This window comes from Antribacter gilvus, from assembly GCF_003946865.1.
GTDB classification, from domain to species: domain Bacteria; phylum Actinomycetota; class Actinomycetes; order Actinomycetales; family Cellulomonadaceae; genus Antribacter; species Antribacter gilvus.
Genome location: NZ_QXTH01000020.1, coordinates 1 through 18,312, shown reverse-complemented (window position 1 = coordinate 18,312; position 18,312 = coordinate 1). Strand labels below are relative to the sequence as shown.

Genomic DNA, 18,312 nt, shown 5'->3' with positions numbered 1-18,312 from the left:
TGCGTGCGACGGAGGTATCGATCATGCGAGTGACCGAGGCATTGCGGCGCAAGGGCGGAACGGTCGTCACCATCCCTTCGGACCGGAGCGTGCGCGAGCTGCTCGCCCTTCTCGCGGAGCACGGGATCGGTGCTGTCGTGGTGTCCGACGACGGATCCACCGTCAACGGCATCGTCAGCGAGCGCGACGTCGTCCGCCGGCTCCACGCGGACGGCGAGGCCATCCTTGACGGCCCGGTGGCGGCGATCATGACGGCCGACGTCCACACCTGCGGACCCGAGGTCACGCTGGACGAGCTGATGCCGCTGATGACGGAGCGCCGGATCCGGCACGTCCCCGTGCTGACGGGCGGCCGGCTGGTCGGGATCGTCAGCATCGGGGACGTGGTCAAGCACCGCATCAACGAGGTGCAGGACGAGCGCGACCAGCTGACGGCCTACATCACCGGGTAGCGGTGACGCAGGCCGTCACCGGTCAGCCGTTCGGGCGGAGGAAACCCCGGAGGTAGGAGCGCGTGATGTCCATGACCTGGGTGGCCCCCGGGTTCTGGGTCAGGACCCGCACGGTCGTGCTCGTCGAGGACAGCACGATCGCGACGTGCCCCGCGCCGCCGCTCCCGTTCGGGAAGTTGCTGCCCCAGACGGCCACGTCACCCTTGCGCGGTGCGCTCGACGCCGAGACGCGGGTGTACTTCGACGTGTCGTAGGTGTCGTAGAGCTGGTAGGCGTAGGAGACGGGCGGCCAGGAGGCGCCGACGACGTCGCGGTTGTAGTAGTTGAACAGGTCTACGCACTGGGCGCCGTAGTAGCCGTCGTAGTCGGCGTACCGGCCGTTCCAGGTGCTCACGAACGCGTCCACCCGGGCGGACAGGCCGGACCCGCACGCACCGGCGACCGGCCCGTCCGTGCCCGTGTTCATCCAGGCGTCGGCGGCGTACCCCGTGACGCCGCCGTAGCTGACGCGGTTCCAGAGCGTGCTCGTGCTGTACGGGCCGGTCACCGAGCTGCCGTAGACCACGCACTGGACCGTGAGCGAGGTGCCGTAGGGGGCGCACGCCAGGGCGGCGGACCCGGTCGTGGCGCCGGCTCGGATGTTGAGGCACGGGTCGGCCATGACCGTGCCGGCAGCGGCGCTGGCGGGCGCGGCCACGACGACGCCGGTCAGGGTGCAGAGAAGCGCGGCCGCTGCGGCGAGCAGCGGTCGGAGGACGTGCGGTCGGGACATGGGTACCCCTCTTCTTGGGCGTCCGACGGTTGAGGACGCTTCGAGGAGGGTACGAGGACCCAAGCGTGACGAAAAGGGCAGAAAGGTAAATTCTTCGTGACTACCGGCGGGTGCGCCCTAACGCATGGCCTCCGTGGCGGCGTGGGCGCCACAGCCGAACACGATCGTGTAGCCGTCGAGGTCCCGGACGGCGATGTTCTTGAACGTCATGCCGTTGCTGTGGGTCGCAGAGACGGGGCCGAACGCGATCGGGGCGCCGCGCTCGTTCAGCTCGTCGGCCAGCCGCTCGAAGTCGCCGAAGTCGATGAACGCGTAGGTGTCCCAGCCCTGCTCGGGGCCGCGCCAGTCGGTCGGGTAGGTGTCGCGCTCGGCCGGTCGAGGATTCGGGCGGACGTCAGCGGCGTCCTGGGCCTGCTGCAGCAGCAGGTTGAGCCCACCGCGCACCGCGTGACCCCAGTCGTCGACCTCGCAGCCGAGCACGTCACGGTAGTAGGCGAGCGAGCGCTGCAGGTCGGTGACCAGGCGTACCTGGCGGGTCTGCTGGATCTCGACGTTCTCCATGAGCCGGAGCCTAGGCCGACCCACCGACAACGTCCGGGACGGCCGTCGTGACGTGCTGCAGACGCCACGCCCGCGGCCGGCTCACACGTCGGTGAGGCGCCGCCAGGCGTGCACGACGGCGCCGACGGCGAGCGGACCGACCGCCGCGGCGAGCAGCAGGTGGGGCGGGCCGACGTCGGACGCGGCGTCGGCCCCTCCCATGCCCGTCCACAGCGACGGCGCGGCGTAGGGGAACCACGACCCGCCGCCGAGCAGCACGACGATCTGGGTGAGCGCGACGACGCCGACGAGCGCACCGACCGTGCCGAGCTGGCTGCGCGTCACGGTGGCGACCCAGGCGAACGGCAGGGCCAGGCCGCCGCCGAGGAGTCCCGCCACGAGGGCGGTCGCCGCCCCGCCCCAGGTCCCGGCGGTCAGGCCGCCGGGCGTGACCGCGGCCGACGCCGCAACCGTCACCGCGACGGTCAGCACCACGCACCCGGCGATCCAGGCCAGCGCGACCAGGCACTTGGCCAGCGCGATCGTGCCCCGCGGCACGGCGAGGCCGGACAGCGCGCCCGCCGTCCCGCTCTCGAGCTCACGCCCGAACGACGAGGCGACGAAGAACCCGCCCGCTGCCAGGGCGGCGACCGACAGGACCTGCGCGCACACGACCAGGTGCACGGTGGCGAGGTCGCCGGTCGCGTAGTCGGCGAGCTTGGCCGCCGTCGGGCCGCCCGCCTGGGGCGAGCGCGCGAGCGCCACCATGCCGACGCTCGCGAGGGGCACGAGCACCACCAGCAGCGCGGTCGCGAGGCGCGCGACGACGGAGCGGCGCAGCTTGAGCGCCTCGACGGCCAGGGCGGCGCGGAGGGCAGCGGCGGGGGTCATGCCCGGTCCCCGGTCCGGGTCCCGGTCGCGCCCGCGCCGGCTGCGGCGGTGTCGGCGCCGAGCACCATGGCGAAGAACCGTTGCTCGAGGTCTGTGCCGCCGGGCTGGAGCCGGCCCACGTCGTGCCCGCCGTGCAGCACGACGATCTCGTCGGCGATCCGCGCCACCTCGTCGAGGTGGTGGCTGGAGACGAGGACCGCCGCGCCGTCGTCGGCCAGGCCGCGGACCAGCTCGCGCACCAGGACGACGCCCTGCGGGTCGAGGGCGCTGGTGGGCTCGTCGAGGATCAGCGCGGCGGGCCGGTGGAGGGTGGCGCAGGCGATCCCCAGGCGCTGGCGGTTGCCCATCGAGAGCGTGCCCGCCCGGGCGTGCCGCCACGGGTCGAGCCCCGTGCGCCCGACGGCGGCGCTCGCCTCGGCCTCGGCGTCGCGCCGGGAGCGGCCGTGCAGCCGCGCGGCGCAGCGGAGGTTCTCGGTGACGGTGAGCTCGGGGTAGACGAGCGGCGTGTCGACCACGTGGCCGAACCGCGTCGCGACGTCGGCGGGCAGGGTGGCCGGGTCGTGGCCGAGGAGGCGGACGACGCCCCGGGTGGGGCGGAGGCGGCCGGCGAGCGCACGCAGCGCCGTCGTCTTGCCTGCGCCGTTGAGGCCGACCAGGGCCGTGACCCGGCCCGGCCGGACCGCCAGCGTGAGGTGGTCCAGGGCGACCCTGCCGCCGAAGGTGTGCGAGACGTCGTCGAGCGCGAGAACGGTCATGAGGGGGCTCCTGCCGGGGCGAGGTGCGCGAGGGCGCGGCGGACGAGCTGGGCGAGCGTGACGTCGTCGGGCGCGGTGCCCCAGGCCAGGAGGGCCGCGGTCGTGGCGGCCAGGCAGGCGGCGGCGGCGATGGCGGCGTCGAGGCGGTCGGTCCCGTCGGCGACGAGCCGCTCGACGATCGCGTCCTGCGTGGCCTCCGTGCCGACGGCCACCGCGGCGCGGAGCGAGGGCGACCGCGCGACCAGGGCCACGCGCCGCCTCGCCGTCGCGTCCTCCGTGGGGGTGATGTCGCCGAGCGCGGCCAGGAGGCCCCGGCGGGTGCGCTCGAGCGGGGGGAGGTGGCCGGGCTGGTCGCCGACGGCCTCGGCGATGAGCGGGTCGTAGGGGTCGGTCACCAGCACCGCGTCCTTGGTGGCGAAGTGCCGGAAGAACGTCATCGGGGTGACGCCGGCCGCCTCGGCGACCTGGTTGACGGTGGTGGCGTCGTAGCCCTGGCGCTCGAAGAGGTCGAGCGCGGCGTCGAGGATGCGAGCTCGGGTGCGCAGCGTGCGAGAGGTGGCCACGACCAAATGTTAGTCACTAACATTCTGGGTCGGCAAGGGTGTGACGACGAAGGAGGCCGGACCCGCGGGTGCGGGTCCGGCCTCCACAACAGCGTGCGCCGGGATCAGTCAGTGGCGCAGCGGACCCCGTTGAGGGTGAAGGCGGACGGCGCGTCGCCGCTACCCGCTCCGGTGAAGCCCCACGTGATCGAGGACTGCTTGGCGCCCTCGTCCGTGTCGTCCAGCCTCGAGTTCCACGGCAGGCTCGCCGCGGTCACCGTGGCGCCGTCCTGGGTCACCGTGGCGCCCCAGGCCCGGGCGACGGTCTGCCCGGCCGGGAAGTCCCAGGAGAGCTCCCAGGCGTCCAGCGTGCCGGGGCCGAGGTTCGTCACCCACACCTGGGCGTTGAAGCCGCCGGGCCACGTGCCGGGCGTCGTGTACCCGACCTTGCAGGTCGGCGTCGGCGGCGCCCAGTCCTGGCCGCCGCTCATGTCGTCCGCCCAGGAGGCGAACCACGAGAGCGGGGCGTTCCAGTTGATCGTCGTCTCGTTCGTCGACCACGAGTCGATGTGGTCGATGTAGCACGCCTGTGGGGCGCAGCCCTGGAGGTTCGCCTGAGCGATCGGGTCCTGGATCGCCGAGTTCGGCCCGCCCGACAAGTGACCGTCCGGGAACGGCGGCAGCCGGTCCGCGGAGCCGAGCCACCGGCTGTGCATGTGCTCCGTGAAGTGCGTGCCGTAGCCCTTGACGTACGAGTTGTTGATCGCGTTGCGACCGAGCACGTAGTCGAAGGTCTCCAGCGCGGCGGCACGGTAGGGGGCCTCACCGGTCAGGTCGAACGCCGTGGCGAGCACCACCGCGTTGTTGATCACCTGGTGGTTCGAACCCCAGTCGTAGCGACCCGGGTTGTAGGCGTGGCCGAACGGCTCGCCCTGCTGGACGGCCAGGTACCGGTCGGCCCCCGTCAGGACGGAGTCGATCACGCCGGCGCGGCCGGGCAGGTTGTTCGGCACGGTGGCGAGGTCCAGGCGGCCGGCCGCGGCGGTGAAGCCCCAGTCGAAGCCGGTGGCCCGCCAGATGTCGCCCTGCGCGCCGCCCACGTGGTACGGCGAGGCCAGGACCGCGTCGCGGTACTCCGCGTCACCGGTGGCGAGGAACAGCTGCGCGGCAGCCCAGTAGACCTCGTCGCCCACGTTGCGGTCGTTGTACGGACCGCCACCCGGGTTCGGGTCGAGGGAGTTGGAGTCGGCCGCATAGATCGCCGGGTGCGCCGAGGCGGCGTCCCACGCGCGCTCGGCGGCGTCGAGCAGCTCCGTGGCGAAGGCCGCGTCGTACTCGCCGTACAGCCGCGATCCCTGGGCCGCGGCAGCGGCCAGGTTGAGCGTCGCCGCCGTCGACGGCCGGTGCACGTAGCGTGCCATCGGGTCCTCGTGCGGCAGCGTGTTCAGGCCGGTCCAGTCGATGTCGTGGACCTTGTGGTGCACGAGCCCGCCGGCGTCGACCTCCTCGCCGTCGATGACCATCTCGACGCCGTCGGCGACCTGCATGCGCAGCATCCACTCGAGGTTCCAGCGGACCTCGTCGAGGACGTCCGGCACGTCGTTGTCGCGCTCGGGGATCACCAGGCTCCCGTCAGCCAGAGCGCCCTCCTCGACCACGCCGGCGTGCAGGCTGCGCTCGTACGTCGACAGCAGCTGGTAGACCGAGATGCCGGAGTTCACCACGTACTTGCCGTGGTCGCCGGCGTCGTACCAGCCGCCCGACGCGTCGATCGTGTAGCCCTCCGGGCACCGCCAGCCGTTCGCGCCGTGGTGCACGTCGGCCTCGGCCGCCGGGAAGCAGGGGATCGACACGTCGCCCTGGTTCACGTCGCCGCCGCCCGGCGCGGAGACGTGACCGGCGGGCCGGGCGTACTCCTCCTTCAGCAGCTCGGCGTCCACCTCGACCGGGACGATCTCGAACCCGGACCGCTGCGTGTAGTACATGCCGAGGGAGTCGGCGCGCAGGTCGTCGTAGACGTCGGGCGCGATGCGGAAGGGGTACGAGACCTCTCCGTCGGCCGCCAGGCGCAGGTCGGCGGCAGGGGCGACGACGTCGCTGAAGTCGATCGTGTGCACGTTCAGCCCGGCCGACTCGTCGAGGCCCGCCGGGACGGACATGCCGCTGGCCCGGACCGTGTCACCCGACATCAGGGCCCACTCGACCGGCTCGGTCGCGTCGGTCACCAGCGTCGCCCGCTTCGGGCCGTCCGGCAGGTAGCCCACCTGGTTGACCCGGACCCGCGGCCCGGTCTCGTGCTCGAACTCCTCGACGGTGCCACCGGTCGTCAGCGAGACCAGGTCGAGGCACACCTCGAACGGCTCGGCGTTGCCACCGAGCTGGAGCTGGACCTGGGTGTCGGCGTCGATCTCCGCCTCGAAGGTCTGCGAGAAGGTCTGCCCGTCGGCCCGCAGGGTGATGTCCGCGAAGTACAGCGGTGGCCAGTCGGTCCCCGGCCGCGGGATCAGCACCCGCGCGCTCGCCTCGGGCCCGGCGCTCGCCGTGACCTTGATCGTGTAGGACTTGCCCGCCTCGAGGGCGATGCCGCCCTGGCCGAGGATGACGTCCCACTGGTTGCCACCGGCGGGGACGACGCCGCACATCCGGCCGTCGGCCTGCGCCAGCGCGAGGTTGGACGTGGTCCACCACGGGGCGAGCCCGTCGAAGGTGGGGTTGGTCAGGACCTCGGCGACGGGCTGCACGTACACCGAGGAGATGCACGCGGTGCCAGCCGGGCTCGCGCCCGAGAGCTCGAACTGGACCCGCTGGGCGCCGCCCGTGGCGGTGAACCCCCACTCGTAGTCGGTGGCCTCGGCCGTGGCGGCGAAGGTCTCCTCGACGTCGTAGCCCTCCGGGCCCGAGGCGCCGTCGGCCTGCACCCTGGCGATCAGCCCGCCGGTGTCACCGCGCGCCGTGAAGCCGAAGACGTAGGACTCGCCCGCTTCCAGGCCCAGGTTGACGAAGTTCCCGAACCTCTCTACCGCCGGGACGTCGAGGCAGAGCTCGCCGTCGACGACGTCGGCCTGGGTGATTCCCCACCACTCGTTGCTGACGGCGGTGGCGAAGTCGCCGTTCCTGACGAGGTTCGGTGTCTCGTCGGCCGCCTGGGCACCGCCCGGCGCGACCGTGCCCACAAGGGCAAGGGCCGCGACCAGGGCTGCCGCTGGGCGGCGTCGTTGTTGTCTGGATCTCACGCTGACTCCTCAGTGAGAGCGCTTCCGTGCTTCGGTCCTCGCGGACGCTAGCCAACCCGCAGGCCTGTGGCTCGAACTGATTCGATTAAGCACCCGCACGCCGGGCGCTCGGGCCGGGTCTCCCGGGCGCGCGGCCCGGGGACTCCCCGGGCCGCGCGCGCCGTCTCACCAGATCATCTCGGCGTACTCCGGGTGGTCGATGAACGGGTTCCGGTTGCCCTGCCAGTCGGTGTAGATGACCTCGTTGCGCCGGCGCTCGGCAGCGGAGACAGGGTCGGCCGCGTGCCAGGCGAGCAGGACCGAGATCCTGCCGTGCAGCGGCACCGAGCCGTTCGTCGTCGAGTCGTTCAGCTCGAGGTTGGGCCAGCCGTCGTCGCCCTCGTAGCGAACGGCCATGTACATGAGCATGCGGGCGACGTCGCCCTTGTAGGCGTCGGCGGGCTCGAACGAGTTGGAGTCGGTGAAGCAGTCCGCGCACTGGTAGACCGCGGACCCTCCGTTGTCGAAGTCCTTGTTGCTGCGGGTGGAGTTGACGGTGACATCCGTGGGCCGCAGGTGGTGCAGGTCGGTACCCGGGCCGGTTGCCGTGCCGAAGCTGCCGTGGCTCTGGGCCCAGGTGTGCTCCCGGTTCCAGTCGTCCGGGTCGCCGCCGTTGAGGGTCTTCGAGATCGACGTGCCCGAGTAGAACTCGATGACGTTGTTCGGGTTGTTCGGGTCCTCGTCCGTCTCGCGCAGCGCGGTCCAGACCGTCGCGTAGCTCACGCCGGTGTGGCCGTCGATGATCCCGTGCAGGGCCGACTTCAGCGCGGTACCCGTCCGCCCGGAGGCCGCGGAGTAGTAGCCGGACGGCTCCGGCGGCGGGGTGGTCCCTCCGCCCCCGGACGAGCCGACGACGGCGAACGCGGTCCCGTTCCGGAGCCCGGCGTGCGTGAAGTAGGCCGAGAGCGCGCCGGTGACGTCGAGCTGCTTGCCCATGAGGCTCGGGTTGGACGCCAGGCCGTAGCCCGAGCGGAACGCGGTGGGGATCTGGACGTACAGCATCCGCGCGGTGCTGGTCTCGCCCGGGGTGTCGGCCAGGGCCAGCGCGTAGTCGTTGGGAAAGCCGCTGGTGACCACGGTGCTGGTGGCCGTCGGCTGCCCGACGACGTACCCCCGCACCGTGGCGGTCGAGCCGTTCTGGGTGGAGATCGCCGAGGCGACGGTGATCGGGGTGGCCGCCTGGCTGGGCGCCATGACGCCGACCTGTGCCGCCGCGACCAACGCCATCGTGAGGGAAAGGGACAGGAGGGCGGGCAGCGTGCGCCGCTCAAGAAGTCTCTGCATCCGGTCAACGTATCGGGACAAACCATGGCAGGCATGGCCGCCCGGTAAATTCTCTGCAAATAGGACACTGTTGGGTTGAGAATGACCTGGGCCTGCGGCGGCGGCGATGGCAGGGTGGCGGGATGGAGATCACTGGGGACGAGACGCGGGCGGCGTGGGCGATCGCCTCGCGCAAGTACGAGGACGAGTACGCGGACCTTCTCGAGGAGGCGCGGACCGTCGAGCTTCTGCCTGCCGAGGTGGCGGCGCTCGGCGAGCTCGTCGCGGGCGCCGACGTGGTGCACCCGATGAGCGGCCACGGCCTGGACGACCTCGCGCTGGCACGTCTGGGAGCCCGCTCCGTGCTCGGGCTCGACTACAGCGACGCCGCGCTCACGAGCGCGCAGCGGCGGGCCGACGCGCTCGGGCTGCCGTGCCGGTACACGCAGGCGGTGATGCCCGAGAGCGGCCTGGACAGCGGGTGCGCCGACCTCGTCTACACGGGCAAGGGTGCCCTCATCTGGGTCGCCGACCTGCCGGAGTTCTTCGCCGAGGTGCACCGGCTGCTGCGGCCGGGTGGTTCGTTCTACGTGTACGAGGCGCACCCGCTCGTGCCGTTGTGGGCCTGGGACGAGGACGAGATCCGGGTCCGTCGCGACCGCGGGTACTTCGAGCCGTCCCACGTCAACGACTCGTTCCCCGCCAACGGCGCCGTGGAGCGACAGCACACGCTGTCGCAGATCGTCATGGCCTGCCGCCGTGCGGGCTTCGAGATCGAGCACCTCGAGGAGCACCCCGAGCCGTTCTGGCGTTCCGGCGGCGTCAGCGCCGCGGCGTGGGACGGACGGGTCCCCAACACGTTCAGCCTGCTCGCGCGCCGGACCTGACCGAGGATGGCGAGATGGTCGAGCCCTTCCGCGTGAGCGTGGGCGAGGACGTCCTCGCGGACCTTCGCGCCCGCCTCCGCGCCACCCGCTGGCCCGACCCGGCGCCGGGCCCGGCCTGGAGCCAGGGCACGGACCTGCACTACCTCCGCGACCTCGTGCGGGAGTGGGCGGACACCTTCGACTGGCGCTCGCAGGAACGCCGGCTCAACGCCTACGACCACTTCACGACGGTGATCGACGGCGCGCGGACCCATTTCGTGCACCGTCGCACCGGCCGGCCGGCGCTGGTGCTCGCCCACGGCTGGCCGAGCTGCTTCGTCGAGATGCTCCCGCTCGTCGACCGGCTGTCCGACGAGTTCGACCTCGTGGTGCCGTCGTTGCCCGGTTACGTCTTCTCGTCCCGCCCCGAGGGCGCGGGCGTCGACACGCGGCGCGTTGCGGCCATGTGGCTCGAGCTGATGAGCCGTCTCGGGTACGAGAGGTTCGGCGTGGTCGGCGGCGACTTCGGCGCGGCGGTGGCGACCCACCTGGCGCTGCTCGCTCCGGAGCGGGTGCGGGGGATCCTGCTGACGACGCCGGAGGTCAGCCCCGTCCTCGGCCCGGACAGCCCTCCGCTCAGTCCCGCCGAGCGCGCCTACCTGGCGCACGTGGAGCGGTGGGACGCGACGGAGCGCGGCTACAGCGCGATCCAGTCGACGCGGCCCCAGACGCTCGGGTACGGGCTCGCCGACTCTCCCGCCGGTCTCGCGGCCTGGCTCGTGGAGAAGTGGCGGGCGTGGAGCGACAGCGGCGGCGACCTCGACACGCACCCCGGCCGGGACGTGATGCTGACCGTGCTGACCCTCTACTGGGCCACGAACTCGATCACGTCCTCCGTGCGGGACTACTACGACAACCGGTGGCACGGCACCGCGTTGACCAGCGCGGACCGGGTCCAGGTGCCCACGGCCGTCTCGGTGTTCGCCCACGAGCACGTGCCGGAGGGTGAGCCGCCGCGCGAGTGGTTCGAGCGGCTGTACGACGTGCGGCAGTGGTCCGTGTCGCCCCGCGGCGGGCACTTCGCCGCGATCGAGGCGCCGGAGGTGCTCGCGGAGGACGTCCGGCGGCACTTCTCCCGGGACGGGGCAGCCTCGTCAGGGGAGTGAGCGGCGGGAGTGTCGGTGCCCGTCGGTAGGGTCGCCGGATGACCCAGGAATCCGTAGCCCCCGTCGAACGTGTCCGGCCTGCCGAGGATGCGTCCGAGCGCGACACCCTGACCGGCCTGCTCGACTTCCTGCGCGCGACGGTGGTGAACAAGGTCGCCGGGCTCACCGACGAGGAGGCGTTCGGCCACCCGGTGCCCGCGTCCGGGCTCTCTCCCGCCGGACTGGTCAAGCACCTGACCGGGGTGGAGCGGTACTGGTTCAGCATCGACTTCGCCGATCACGACCTGCCGTCGCCGTGGGACGACGGCGAGCCCGGCGGGTTCACGCCCGGGCCGGGTGAGTCCTTGGCTCAGCTCGTCGACGCCTACCGGGTCGAGTGCGCGCGGTCGAACGCCGCCGTCGCGGACGCCGGGCTCGACGACCATGCCCGGGCGGACGGCAACTCGTTCACCCTCCGGTACGCGCTCGCGCACATGGTCGAGGAGACCGCCCGCCACTGCGGGCACCTCGACCTGCTGCGCGAGAGCATCGACGGGCAGACGGGGGAGTAGGCGCGCCCCGCCGCGGCGGGCTACCGCACCCGGCGTTCGGCCTTGCCCCTCGGCGCGACGGAGAGGTGGACGCGGCCGGTGAGGTCGCGCCCGAGCATCCGGCCCGCGTCGCGCAGCGTCTCGTCCGCGCGCCGGGCCACGAGGTCGACGTCGGCCCGGGGCGCCACCCGGACGCGGCCGGTGACGACGAGCGTGTCCCTCTCCTCCCGCAGGTGCAGGTTCGCGCCGCGGACGTGCTCGTCCTCCTCGAAGACCTCCTCGGCGGCGGAGGCGACGGAGTCGGGCTCGACGCGCAGCCGGTCGCCGGTGCGCGACCCCTGGAGGCCGAGCACCTTGGTGCGCGGCCCCGGGCGGTGCGACAGGATCCACCACCAGCCGAGCAGGACGAGGAGCAGCGCGGCCACACCGGCGGCGATCGGCCACCAGTCGGCCGACAGGGCGGTGCGGACGCCGCTCATGTCGAGCCGGTCGTCGGGCGACGCGACGGCGCGCAGCACTCCCGCGCCGATCGCGAGCGCTGCCGCACCGGCCAGGACGAGCGCGAGCCCCACGATCGTGAGGATGGTGCGGTCAACCGCGGCGACCCTGCGACGTCTCCTCATGATGCCTTCCTCTCAGCGTGCCCGGACGCGAACCGACGGCGGGGACTCGAGGAGTGCGAGGCGTCGTCCGACCGCCTGCTCGACCTCGCCCTGCACGTGCTCGGCGCCCGTGGACCGGACCGTGACCGTGACCCGCCGGGCGGAGGCGGTGGACGACGCCCCGAGCACGCCGTCGACGTCCTCGGCCGCGGCGGACGCGAGGCGGGCGACGTCCTCGGGGCGCAGCACGAGGGCGGGTGCCGACCGCAGCCGGGTGTACCGGGGGCCGGAGTGCCAGGCCGCCCACAGGAGCAAGAGGCCCACCACGAGCGCGATCGCGCCGGCCAGAAGGGCGGTGGGCCCGATCGTCGCGCCGTCGAGGCCGTTCGCGGCCTGGGTGATCCACCCGTCCTCGGGCTCGAGGCCCGGCGCGATGCCCGACGACGCGACGGCCTCCTGCCCGGCGACCACGCCGAGGCCGATGAGCAGCACGGCCAGGACGATGGCGACGGTGCGGGGGACCGCGGCGGACCGTCGGGCGCGCGCGGCGGGGACGGCCGGCTCCCTGCGCTCGTCCGGGGAGGCCTCGATGTGGGGCTGGGGGCCGGGCCAGACCGACTCGGTCTGGGGCTCCTCGGCGTCGAGCGGACGCGTGGTCTCGGTCATCGCACCCTCCTCTCGGCCTCGCGGCCGGCGCCCGGAGCGACGGCCGCGACCGTGACGACGAGGTCGTCGACGCTCACGCCCACGAGGCGCTGGAGCTCGCCGCGGACGGCGTCACGGACGCGGGCCGCGACGTCGGCGGCGGGTTCCGGCCAGGTGGCGGCGACCCGCGTGCGCACCCGGGCGCGTTGCCCGGCGACCTCGACGTCGACGTCCGGCAGCCTCCGGGCGCCGCGCCTCACGCCTGCCTGCGACGCCTCGGCGGCCGCGTGCTGCGCGACCTTGACCAGCACGCGGTCCTTGAGGACCACGCGCCCGGGGATCTCAGCCGTCCCGGCGATCTCGGCCGTCTCGGGCATCTCAGCCACGGCGACGGCCGCCGGTCAGGGCGCCCAGGTCGACCCGCCCGTCCAGCACGGCGCCGATGGCGAGGCCGATCGCGCCCAGCACGAGACCGAGCAGGAACCCGGGGAATCCGCCGGTGGTGGTGGCGATCGCCAGCAGGAGGCCTGCCAGCAACCCGACACAGAGGTTGTTCATGTCCGTTCCTTCCCAGTGGGGGCGGCGCTCGTGGGCTCTTCCGCCGGGGCCAGCTCGACGTCGTCGACGTGGACGTGCACCGGCGGGACGGGCGTGGTGCCAGCCGCGACGAGCACCTGCCCGACGACGTCGTGCACGCTCGCGGCCGTGGTCCGAAGGTCGCCGACCGGTCGCAGCACGACGTGGACGTGCAGGACGTCGTCGGCGAACCGCACGCCCGGGATGCGTTCGCCCGGCAGGTACGTCGCGTACTCCGCCAGGCGCCCGCCGGAGAGCCGGGCGACGCCGGGTACCGCTTGCACGGCGTCGTGCACGAGCCGCTCGATCGGCACGAGCGGCGCCGCGCCCGCGCCGGGCGAGGCCTCGACGGTCATTGGACCCGCGGCTGCTGCTGCGACTGCTGCCGCTCGTCGGACGACTTGTCGTCGTCCTCGGGCAGCCAGACGTCGTTGACGGTCACGTTGACCTCGATGACCTTCAGGCCGGTCATGCGCTCGATCGACGTCGCGACGTTGCGCCGCACGGACTCGGCCACGTCGGCGATCGCGACGCCGTAGTCGGCGACGAGCTCGATGTCGACCGCGGCCTCCGTCTGACCGACTTCGACGCTCACGCCCTGCGAGTAGTTCGTCGAACCGCCCGGGATGCGTTCCCGGATGGCGCCGAACGCGCGAGCCGCACCGCCGCCGACTGCGTGCACGCCGGCCACCTCGCGTGCGGCCATGCCGGCGATCTTGCTGACCACCACGTCGGCGATGGTGGTGGTGCCCGCGGTTCCGGTCCCTGAGCGCGAGCCTGCTCCTGCCGATCCCGCGCCGGATGTCTGCGCGGTCGGCGTCGAGCTCGTCCGCTGCGTTGCCTCAGTCATGTCGTGCCCCTCCCGGTGTCTGTCCTCTGCGTCGTCGACCGCGGTGCACCGTCTGCATGACCACGGCACGTCCTATGTGGTCAGTATCAGAAGGGGTTTCACCCACTCGCACGCGGGCTGGGTGCTGGAGACCAAACATTCCTTGACAGGAATAGTCGTGCATGGGAATACTGGTCGCATGGACAAGGTTGCCTCAGCCCTCGGAGACGCCGCCCGCTGGCGGATCGTCGAGCTGCTCTCCGAGCGGCCGCGGTCGGTCGGCGAGCTGGCCGAGCTGACCGGCCTGCGTCAGCCGCAGACGACCAAGCATCTGCAGACCCTCGCCCGTGCGGGCCTGGTCGCGGTCTTCCCGCTCGCGCAGCGTCGCGTCTACGCGCTGGAGCCCGCGCCGCTGAAGGCGTTCGAGCGCCGGCTCCACGGGCTGGTCGAGGCCACGGAGGCGCACGAGGGGGACCGGGACGTCCTCGCCCGGTATCGCGCCGCGATCGAGGCGGAGTCGGCGGTGGCGGACGGCGCTCGGTGGGCGGACGGTCGCACCTTCTGGTTCGAGCGCGTGCTTGCCGCGCCCCGGGACGTCGTCTGGCAGCACTGGGTCGACCCGGAGCGACTCGCGTCCTGGTGGGCGCCCGCGTCCCTGACGGTGACCGAGTGCGTCCTCGAGCCCGAGGCGGGCGGTCGCGCCGTCCTCGAGTACCGCGACGCCGACGGGCGGTACCGCTCGGAGGGGCGGGTCCACACCGCGGAGCAGCCCGAGCGCCTCGTGTTCGACCTCTCCGTGCTGGACGCGGCGGGCGCTGTGGTGTTCACCGGCCACTACGACCTGACGCTCTTGGCGGTCCGCGGCGGTACCGCGCTGCGGCTCGGCCTGCGGATCACCGAGACGACCGTCGAAGCAGTCTCCGCCATCGCCGGCATCCCGACCGGCTGGCAGCAGGTGCTCGACAACCTTGCCGACGCCGTCGGCGCCTCCCACCGCACCACAGACACGAAGGAGTGAACGTCATGACCACCTCGACCACCCCGGCGGGCCGCCGGGTCTCCGCGAACCTCAGCCTCAGCCTCGACGGTCGGTACAACGGCCTCGGCGGTGCTCACGACCTGGGCGCGATCGTCCCGTACGCCACCACCGAGGTGGCGCGGGCTCACCTGAGTCGCATCTGGCAGGGCGCGACGACGGCGGTGCTCGGCCGGGTCAACGCCCAAGGGTTCCTCGGCTACTGGCCCACGGTCGCCGACGACGAGACCGCCGACCCGCGCGACCGCGCCTACGCGAAGTGGCTCGTGGACACCGAGAAGGTCGTCTTCTCGACGACCCTGACCGAGTCGCCGTGGGAGCGGACCCGCGTGGTGAACGGGCCGACGGCGGGCGTGCTCGCCGACCTCAGGGCCACGGGCGAGGGCGACATCCTCGTGAACAGCAGCGCGAGCGTCATCAAGGCGCTCCTCGCGGCGGACGCGCTCGACCGGCTCTACCTCATGGTCACCCCCGAGATCGCCGGGGGAGGACAGCGGCTGTTCGACGACGGCCTGCCGCCGTCGCGCTGGGCGCTCACGCTCCAGGAGACGGGCGACCTTGGCGAGACGGCGATGGTCTACGACCGGGTGCGCTGACGGCAATCCTCAGCTCGTCGTGGTCCATGTGTCACATATCTGGGAGAGGGATCCAGTGCTGAGTGACATATCGCTTCGCACCGGCCAGGTCGCGTTCTGTGGCCTTCGAGCGGACGGTACCCGCGGCCCGTGGGTCTACGTGGGTCCGACGTCGAGCAGAAGAATCGACTGGATGTTGGAGTCAGGATGGTTCGCACGTCAACAAGAGCGTTTGAGCTACGAGCTCGACATTGAATCGACATAGTCGTGCCTCCGAAATGCTGTCCGGGCGCTTCGGCTGCGTGAGCGGGGCTCGTTCGGCTTGTACGATCCGGACCAGGCCTGACTCGCCGCGGCACTGGGACCTGTACTCGCCTCATGTTCCCAATGTCGACGCTCCATTGGTCGTGGTGAGGTCGCTTCGGAATCGGAGGCTGGTGGATGGGCGCAGCGATCCTGGACCTGCGGAGCGTGAAGCGTGCGGTGCGTGACGGTCTGGCGCCGCATCTTGAACCGTTGGGGATGAAGCCCGGTGGGCAGCGGGACGGCTGGGAGGTGGTCCTGTCGCGGGGGATGTCCGTGGCAGCGGTCTTTCTCCAGTTCGCCCGGCCGTCCCGCGGTCTGGGTCTGATCCTGTCGGGCGACGCCTCGAAGGCTTCCTGTGTCCGTGCGGAGGTCGGGTTCGGCCCACGGGGCGGGGACACGTACGGGTTCGCGCGCATGCGGGGCACCCAGCTGGTCCCGCCGCACCTGGCGGGCGAGGTGCGGTCCGCTATGGAGGGGCGCGCAGCGCGGATCGTCCAGGGCTGGGTGGCGGACCCGGCCGAGGTGCGTGACGACGACTTCCACGAGCGTCTGGCGTACGCAGAGAGGCGCCTCGCGTACGACGCCATGTTCTACCCGCTCCCGGATCGCCGGGAGGTCGAGTACTGGTGCTCGATCGCCGGACCGGCGCTCGCCGAGCATGTGTCCGTGATCCTGCTTCGTGACGCGTGGACGCCGGACCCATGACGGCGTGGGTGCAGTCGATACCGTCTCGATGGGGCAAGGGCTTCCGGGTCCTCTGCTCCGACAGGAGGCTGACGGCGCAGGACATCGCTCTGGGCCGGGCGCGCCGGGTCGACGGGATTCAGCTGTTGGCTGGGGCGGCTCGCGGCCCGGCCCGGGACCGGTTGCGCGTGATCGAAGAACTCGCTCCGATCCGCTACCTCGAACTGCGCTCGCCAGGGAATGCCTCGCTGCCAGAGGGGCTGAGCGTGACGCTGGAGACCCTGGTCCTGACCGGGAAGGTCGACCAGCGCTTGGCGCCGGAGGGGCTGACGGCCTTGCGATCATTCACCGGGCCCGCACAGGCCATCTCGCCTGGCGAGTTCGGCTCGCAGCTGCGACGGCTTCACATACTCGGATGGCAGGGCTTCCGTGTCGCGGACCTACCGCTCGGACCCCGTGTGGAGGAGTTGGAGGTCGACGGAGCCCATCAGCGGATCTCGCTGACCGGACTGGACCTGCCTCGCCTGCGCAAGCTTGTGATCAACGATGTCGAGATCGACTCGCTCGACGGGATGCAGGGAGCTCCGAACCTGATCCATCTCGGGCTTCATCCGAGCATGAAGAACGACGTGTCGGTGCTGAGAGAACTCGATCTTCGCCCGCTGGACGGTGCGCGACAGCTCCGGTGGCTTGTCGTGGGCCGGCAGGGTCGACTCACTCACGTCGACGCGATCGCTGGGCTACCGAACCTCGAACAGGTCTTGGCCTACGAGTCGTTCCTGCCCAGCGAGCACCACGAGGCACCCTGGGCTGCGGTGATACCGGACAGCAAGAACATTCGTCGACTCCTCCGGAGCGCGGGAGAGGCGCACCACACAGCGAGGAGGACCGCCAGGTGAGCATTGAGGTTCGTGGAGTCGACTTCTTCGGTGAGGATCGCTTGTTGTTCGCCTCCGACGAGTCCGTCACAGAGGAGCACCTTGAGCTGATCCGGCGGCGCGGCGCCACGATGATCGAGCTACGAGGCGCGGCTACTCGTGGGCGGGATCCTGGACGCTTGCGCTTCCTTGCCGATGTCCCCGGGCTGATCAGCGTGGATCTCTTCGATTCCGGCGCTGCAAGACTGCCTCCGGAGCTGCTTCCCGCACTGGAGTCGCTGGGCCTCTTCGGGCGGTGCACGACCGTCGTCGAGCCGGCCACCGTTCCGCGACTGCGGGTGTTCGGCGGTCCCGCGGACCGTCTCGGTGAAGGGCGGTTCGGCCCAGCGCTCTGGCGCCTGATCCTGACCAGGTGGTCGGGCAAGACGCTCGCCCGCATCCCCATGGGTGATGGGCTCGACAGTATCGAGGTTCGCGGCATCGGTCAGTGCATCGACATAGGCCTCCCGGAGGCACCGGTCCTACGTAGTATCGAGATCGCGGACGTCGAGATCGGATCCTTGGAAGGCTTGGAGCGGCTTCCTCTCCTGGAGCACGTTGGCATTCATCCCAGGTTCAACTCCGACGTGGCGACCTTGCGGCACATCGATCTCTCGCCGCTCGAGCACTCTCGGCGGCTTCAATGGTTGGTGGTCGGGCTCCAGGGCTACCTGGACAACATGCAGGCCATCGCGGCCCACCCCGACCTCATGCAAGTCATGGGCTACGAGTCGTTCTTCCCCGAGGAGTACAGGGACGCGCCCTGGGCGGCGGTGCTGGAGGACAGGGCCGCTGTGCGGGAGCTGATCCGCGCGGGTCGCGCTTGAGACTCGCGGGGCCACGTCTGCCTCGCTGACGGAGCAGCTGCACTTATCGAGACCCCGGACACGAACCACGGCGGCTGACGTCGCGGGCGGGTTGGCGCGTCACTGAGGAAGGCTATTGAATCGCCTGATGGCAGATTTCTACATCGAGGATGTCGACAATGAGGCGCTAGGTGTACTGACCCGGGACGTTGTTGACATAGCGAGAGACCTCCGGGTCGAGTGGGAGCTGTCTAGGAACCTGCTCGACCAACGGAGGTCTCTCGTGT

Annotated in this window: 22 protein-coding genes; 9 read left to right on the top strand and 13 right to left on the bottom strand. The window is 71.8% G+C overall.

Annotated features, from left to right (window positions below; all coding sequences use genetic code 11):
- The first annotated feature begins 23 nt into the window (after nucleotides 1-23).
- Complete coding sequence (locus D1350_RS22540; protein WP_125778306.1) at nucleotides 24-452, top strand: CBS domain-containing protein; 429 nt, start codon at nucleotides 24-26, stop codon at nucleotides 450-452.
- 22 nt (nucleotides 453-474) lie between these two features.
- Here the strand turns inward: D1350_RS22540 and D1350_RS22535 are convergent, their stop codons facing one another.
- The 7 genes from D1350_RS22535 to D1350_RS22505 all read right to left on the bottom strand — a co-directional run bounded on the left by D1350_RS22535 (nucleotide 475) and on the right by D1350_RS22505 (nucleotide 8,508).
- The gene (locus D1350_RS22535) at nucleotides 475-1,224 is read right to left on the bottom strand and encodes a CHAP domain-containing protein (protein ID WP_125778305.1); all 750 of its coding nucleotides are present in this window, start codon (nucleotides 1,222-1,224) and stop codon (nucleotides 475-477) included.
- A 117-nt stretch (nucleotides 1,225-1,341) separates the two neighbouring features.
- Nucleotides 1,342-1,785 carry a VOC family protein gene (locus D1350_RS22530; protein WP_125778304.1) on the bottom strand — a complete coding sequence of 148 codons (444 nt, stop codon included), beginning with the start codon at nucleotides 1,783-1,785 and terminating at the stop codon, nucleotides 1,342-1,344.
- 81 nt (nucleotides 1,786-1,866) lie between these two features.
- Nucleotides 1,867-2,655, bottom strand: a complete 789-nt coding sequence (locus D1350_RS22525; RefSeq protein WP_125778303.1) for an ABC transporter permease — start codon at nucleotides 2,653-2,655, stop codon at nucleotides 1,867-1,869.
- Nucleotides 2,652-3,410 (bottom strand): ABC transporter ATP-binding protein, encoded by a 759-nt coding sequence (locus D1350_RS22520; RefSeq protein ID WP_125778302.1) that lies wholly within the window; start codon nucleotides 3,408-3,410, stop codon nucleotides 2,652-2,654. The genes D1350_RS22525 and D1350_RS22520 overlap by 4 nt, the downstream gene beginning before the upstream one ends.
- Entirely contained in the window at nucleotides 3,407-3,973 is a 567-nt protein-coding gene (locus D1350_RS22515) for a TetR/AcrR family transcriptional regulator (protein WP_206074650.1), read from the bottom strand. The genes D1350_RS22520 and D1350_RS22515 overlap by 4 nt, the downstream gene beginning before the upstream one ends.
- Before the next feature lie 104 nt (nucleotides 3,974-4,077).
- Nucleotides 4,078-7,185 (bottom strand): glycoside hydrolase family 9 protein, encoded by a 3,108-nt coding sequence (locus D1350_RS22510; protein WP_164545282.1) that lies wholly within the window; start codon nucleotides 7,183-7,185, stop codon nucleotides 4,078-4,080.
- A 165-nt stretch (nucleotides 7,186-7,350) separates the two neighbouring features.
- The gene (locus D1350_RS22505) at nucleotides 7,351-8,508 is read right to left on the bottom strand and encodes an endonuclease (RefSeq protein WP_125778301.1); all 1,158 of its coding nucleotides are present in this window, start codon (nucleotides 8,506-8,508) and stop codon (nucleotides 7,351-7,353) included.
- A 122-nt stretch (nucleotides 8,509-8,630) separates the two neighbouring features.
- Here D1350_RS22505 and D1350_RS22500 point away from each other — a divergent pair, with 122 nt between their 5' ends.
- From D1350_RS22500 to D1350_RS22490, 3 genes are read left to right on the top strand one after another with little or no spacing between them, the layout of a single operon-like run.
- On the top strand, nucleotides 8,631-9,374 hold the full coding sequence (locus D1350_RS22500; protein ID WP_125778300.1) for a class I SAM-dependent methyltransferase: 744 nt from the start codon (nucleotides 8,631-8,633) through the stop codon (nucleotides 9,372-9,374).
- A 14-nt stretch (nucleotides 9,375-9,388) separates the two neighbouring features.
- Entirely contained in the window at nucleotides 9,389-10,519 is a 1,131-nt protein-coding gene (locus D1350_RS22495) for an epoxide hydrolase family protein (protein ID WP_125778299.1), read from the top strand.
- 38 nt (nucleotides 10,520-10,557) lie between these two features.
- Nucleotides 10,558-11,070: a DinB family protein gene (locus D1350_RS22490; RefSeq protein ID WP_125778298.1), complete on the top strand. Its 513-nt coding sequence runs from the start codon at nucleotides 10,558-10,560 to the stop codon at nucleotides 11,068-11,070.
- Nucleotides 11,071-11,090: 20 nt separating this feature from the next.
- On the opposite strand, the gene D1350_RS22485 is transcribed toward D1350_RS22490, so the two are convergent.
- From D1350_RS22485 to D1350_RS22460, 6 genes are read right to left on the bottom strand one after another with little or no spacing between them, the layout of a single operon-like run.
- Entirely contained in the window at nucleotides 11,091-11,672 is a 582-nt protein-coding gene (locus D1350_RS22485; protein WP_125778297.1) for a hypothetical protein, read from the bottom strand.
- A gap of 12 nt (nucleotides 11,673-11,684) precedes the next feature.
- Nucleotides 11,685-12,317, bottom strand: a complete 633-nt coding sequence (locus tag D1350_RS22480) for a DUF6286 domain-containing protein (RefSeq protein ID WP_125778296.1) — start codon at nucleotides 12,315-12,317, stop codon at nucleotides 11,685-11,687.
- Complete coding sequence (locus D1350_RS22475) at nucleotides 12,314-12,673, bottom strand: Asp23/Gls24 family envelope stress response protein (RefSeq protein WP_206074649.1); 360 nt, start codon at nucleotides 12,671-12,673, stop codon at nucleotides 12,314-12,316. The genes D1350_RS22480 and D1350_RS22475 overlap by 4 nt, the downstream gene beginning before the upstream one ends.
- 1 nt (nucleotide 12,674) lies before the next feature.
- On the bottom strand, nucleotides 12,675-12,854 hold the full coding sequence (locus tag D1350_RS22470) for a DUF2273 domain-containing protein (protein ID WP_125778294.1): 180 nt from the start codon (nucleotides 12,852-12,854) through the stop codon (nucleotides 12,675-12,677).
- A complete protein-coding gene (locus D1350_RS22465; RefSeq protein ID WP_125778293.1) occupies nucleotides 12,851-13,228 on the bottom strand; it encodes a hypothetical protein in 378 nt (125 codons plus the stop codon). Before D1350_RS22465 ends, D1350_RS22470 begins: the two co-directional genes overlap by 4 nt.
- Nucleotides 13,225-13,722: an Asp23/Gls24 family envelope stress response protein gene (locus tag D1350_RS22460; RefSeq protein ID WP_125778292.1), complete on the bottom strand. Its 498-nt coding sequence runs from the start codon at nucleotides 13,720-13,722 to the stop codon at nucleotides 13,225-13,227. The genes D1350_RS22465 and D1350_RS22460 overlap by 4 nt, the downstream gene beginning before the upstream one ends.
- A gap of 178 nt (nucleotides 13,723-13,900) precedes the next feature.
- Between D1350_RS22460 and D1350_RS22455 the strand changes: the two genes are divergently transcribed.
- From D1350_RS22455 to D1350_RS22435, 5 genes are all read left to right on the top strand, one after another.
- Nucleotides 13,901-14,719 carry a metalloregulator ArsR/SmtB family transcription factor gene (locus D1350_RS22455; RefSeq protein WP_125778291.1) on the top strand — a complete coding sequence of 273 codons (819 nt, stop codon included), beginning with the start codon at nucleotides 13,901-13,903 and terminating at the stop codon, nucleotides 14,717-14,719.
- 5 nt (nucleotides 14,720-14,724) lie between these two features.
- Nucleotides 14,725-15,333, top strand: a complete 609-nt coding sequence (locus D1350_RS22450) for a dihydrofolate reductase family protein (RefSeq protein WP_125778290.1) — start codon at nucleotides 14,725-14,727, stop codon at nucleotides 15,331-15,333.
- Between the two features lie 420 nt (nucleotides 15,334-15,753).
- Complete coding sequence (locus D1350_RS22445; protein ID WP_125778289.1) at nucleotides 15,754-16,323, top strand: hypothetical protein; 570 nt, start codon at nucleotides 15,754-15,756, stop codon at nucleotides 16,321-16,323.
- The gene (locus D1350_RS22440) at nucleotides 16,305-17,201 is read left to right on the top strand and encodes a hypothetical protein (protein WP_206074648.1); all 897 of its coding nucleotides are present in this window, start codon (nucleotides 16,305-16,307) and stop codon (nucleotides 17,199-17,201) included. The genes D1350_RS22445 and D1350_RS22440 overlap by 19 nt, the downstream gene beginning before the upstream one ends.
- On the top strand, nucleotides 17,198-18,046 hold the full coding sequence (locus D1350_RS22435; protein WP_125778287.1) for a hypothetical protein: 849 nt from the start codon (nucleotides 17,198-17,200) through the stop codon (nucleotides 18,044-18,046). Before D1350_RS22440 ends, D1350_RS22435 begins: the two co-directional genes overlap by 4 nt.
- The last annotated feature ends 266 nt before the right edge of the window (nucleotides 18,047-18,312 follow it).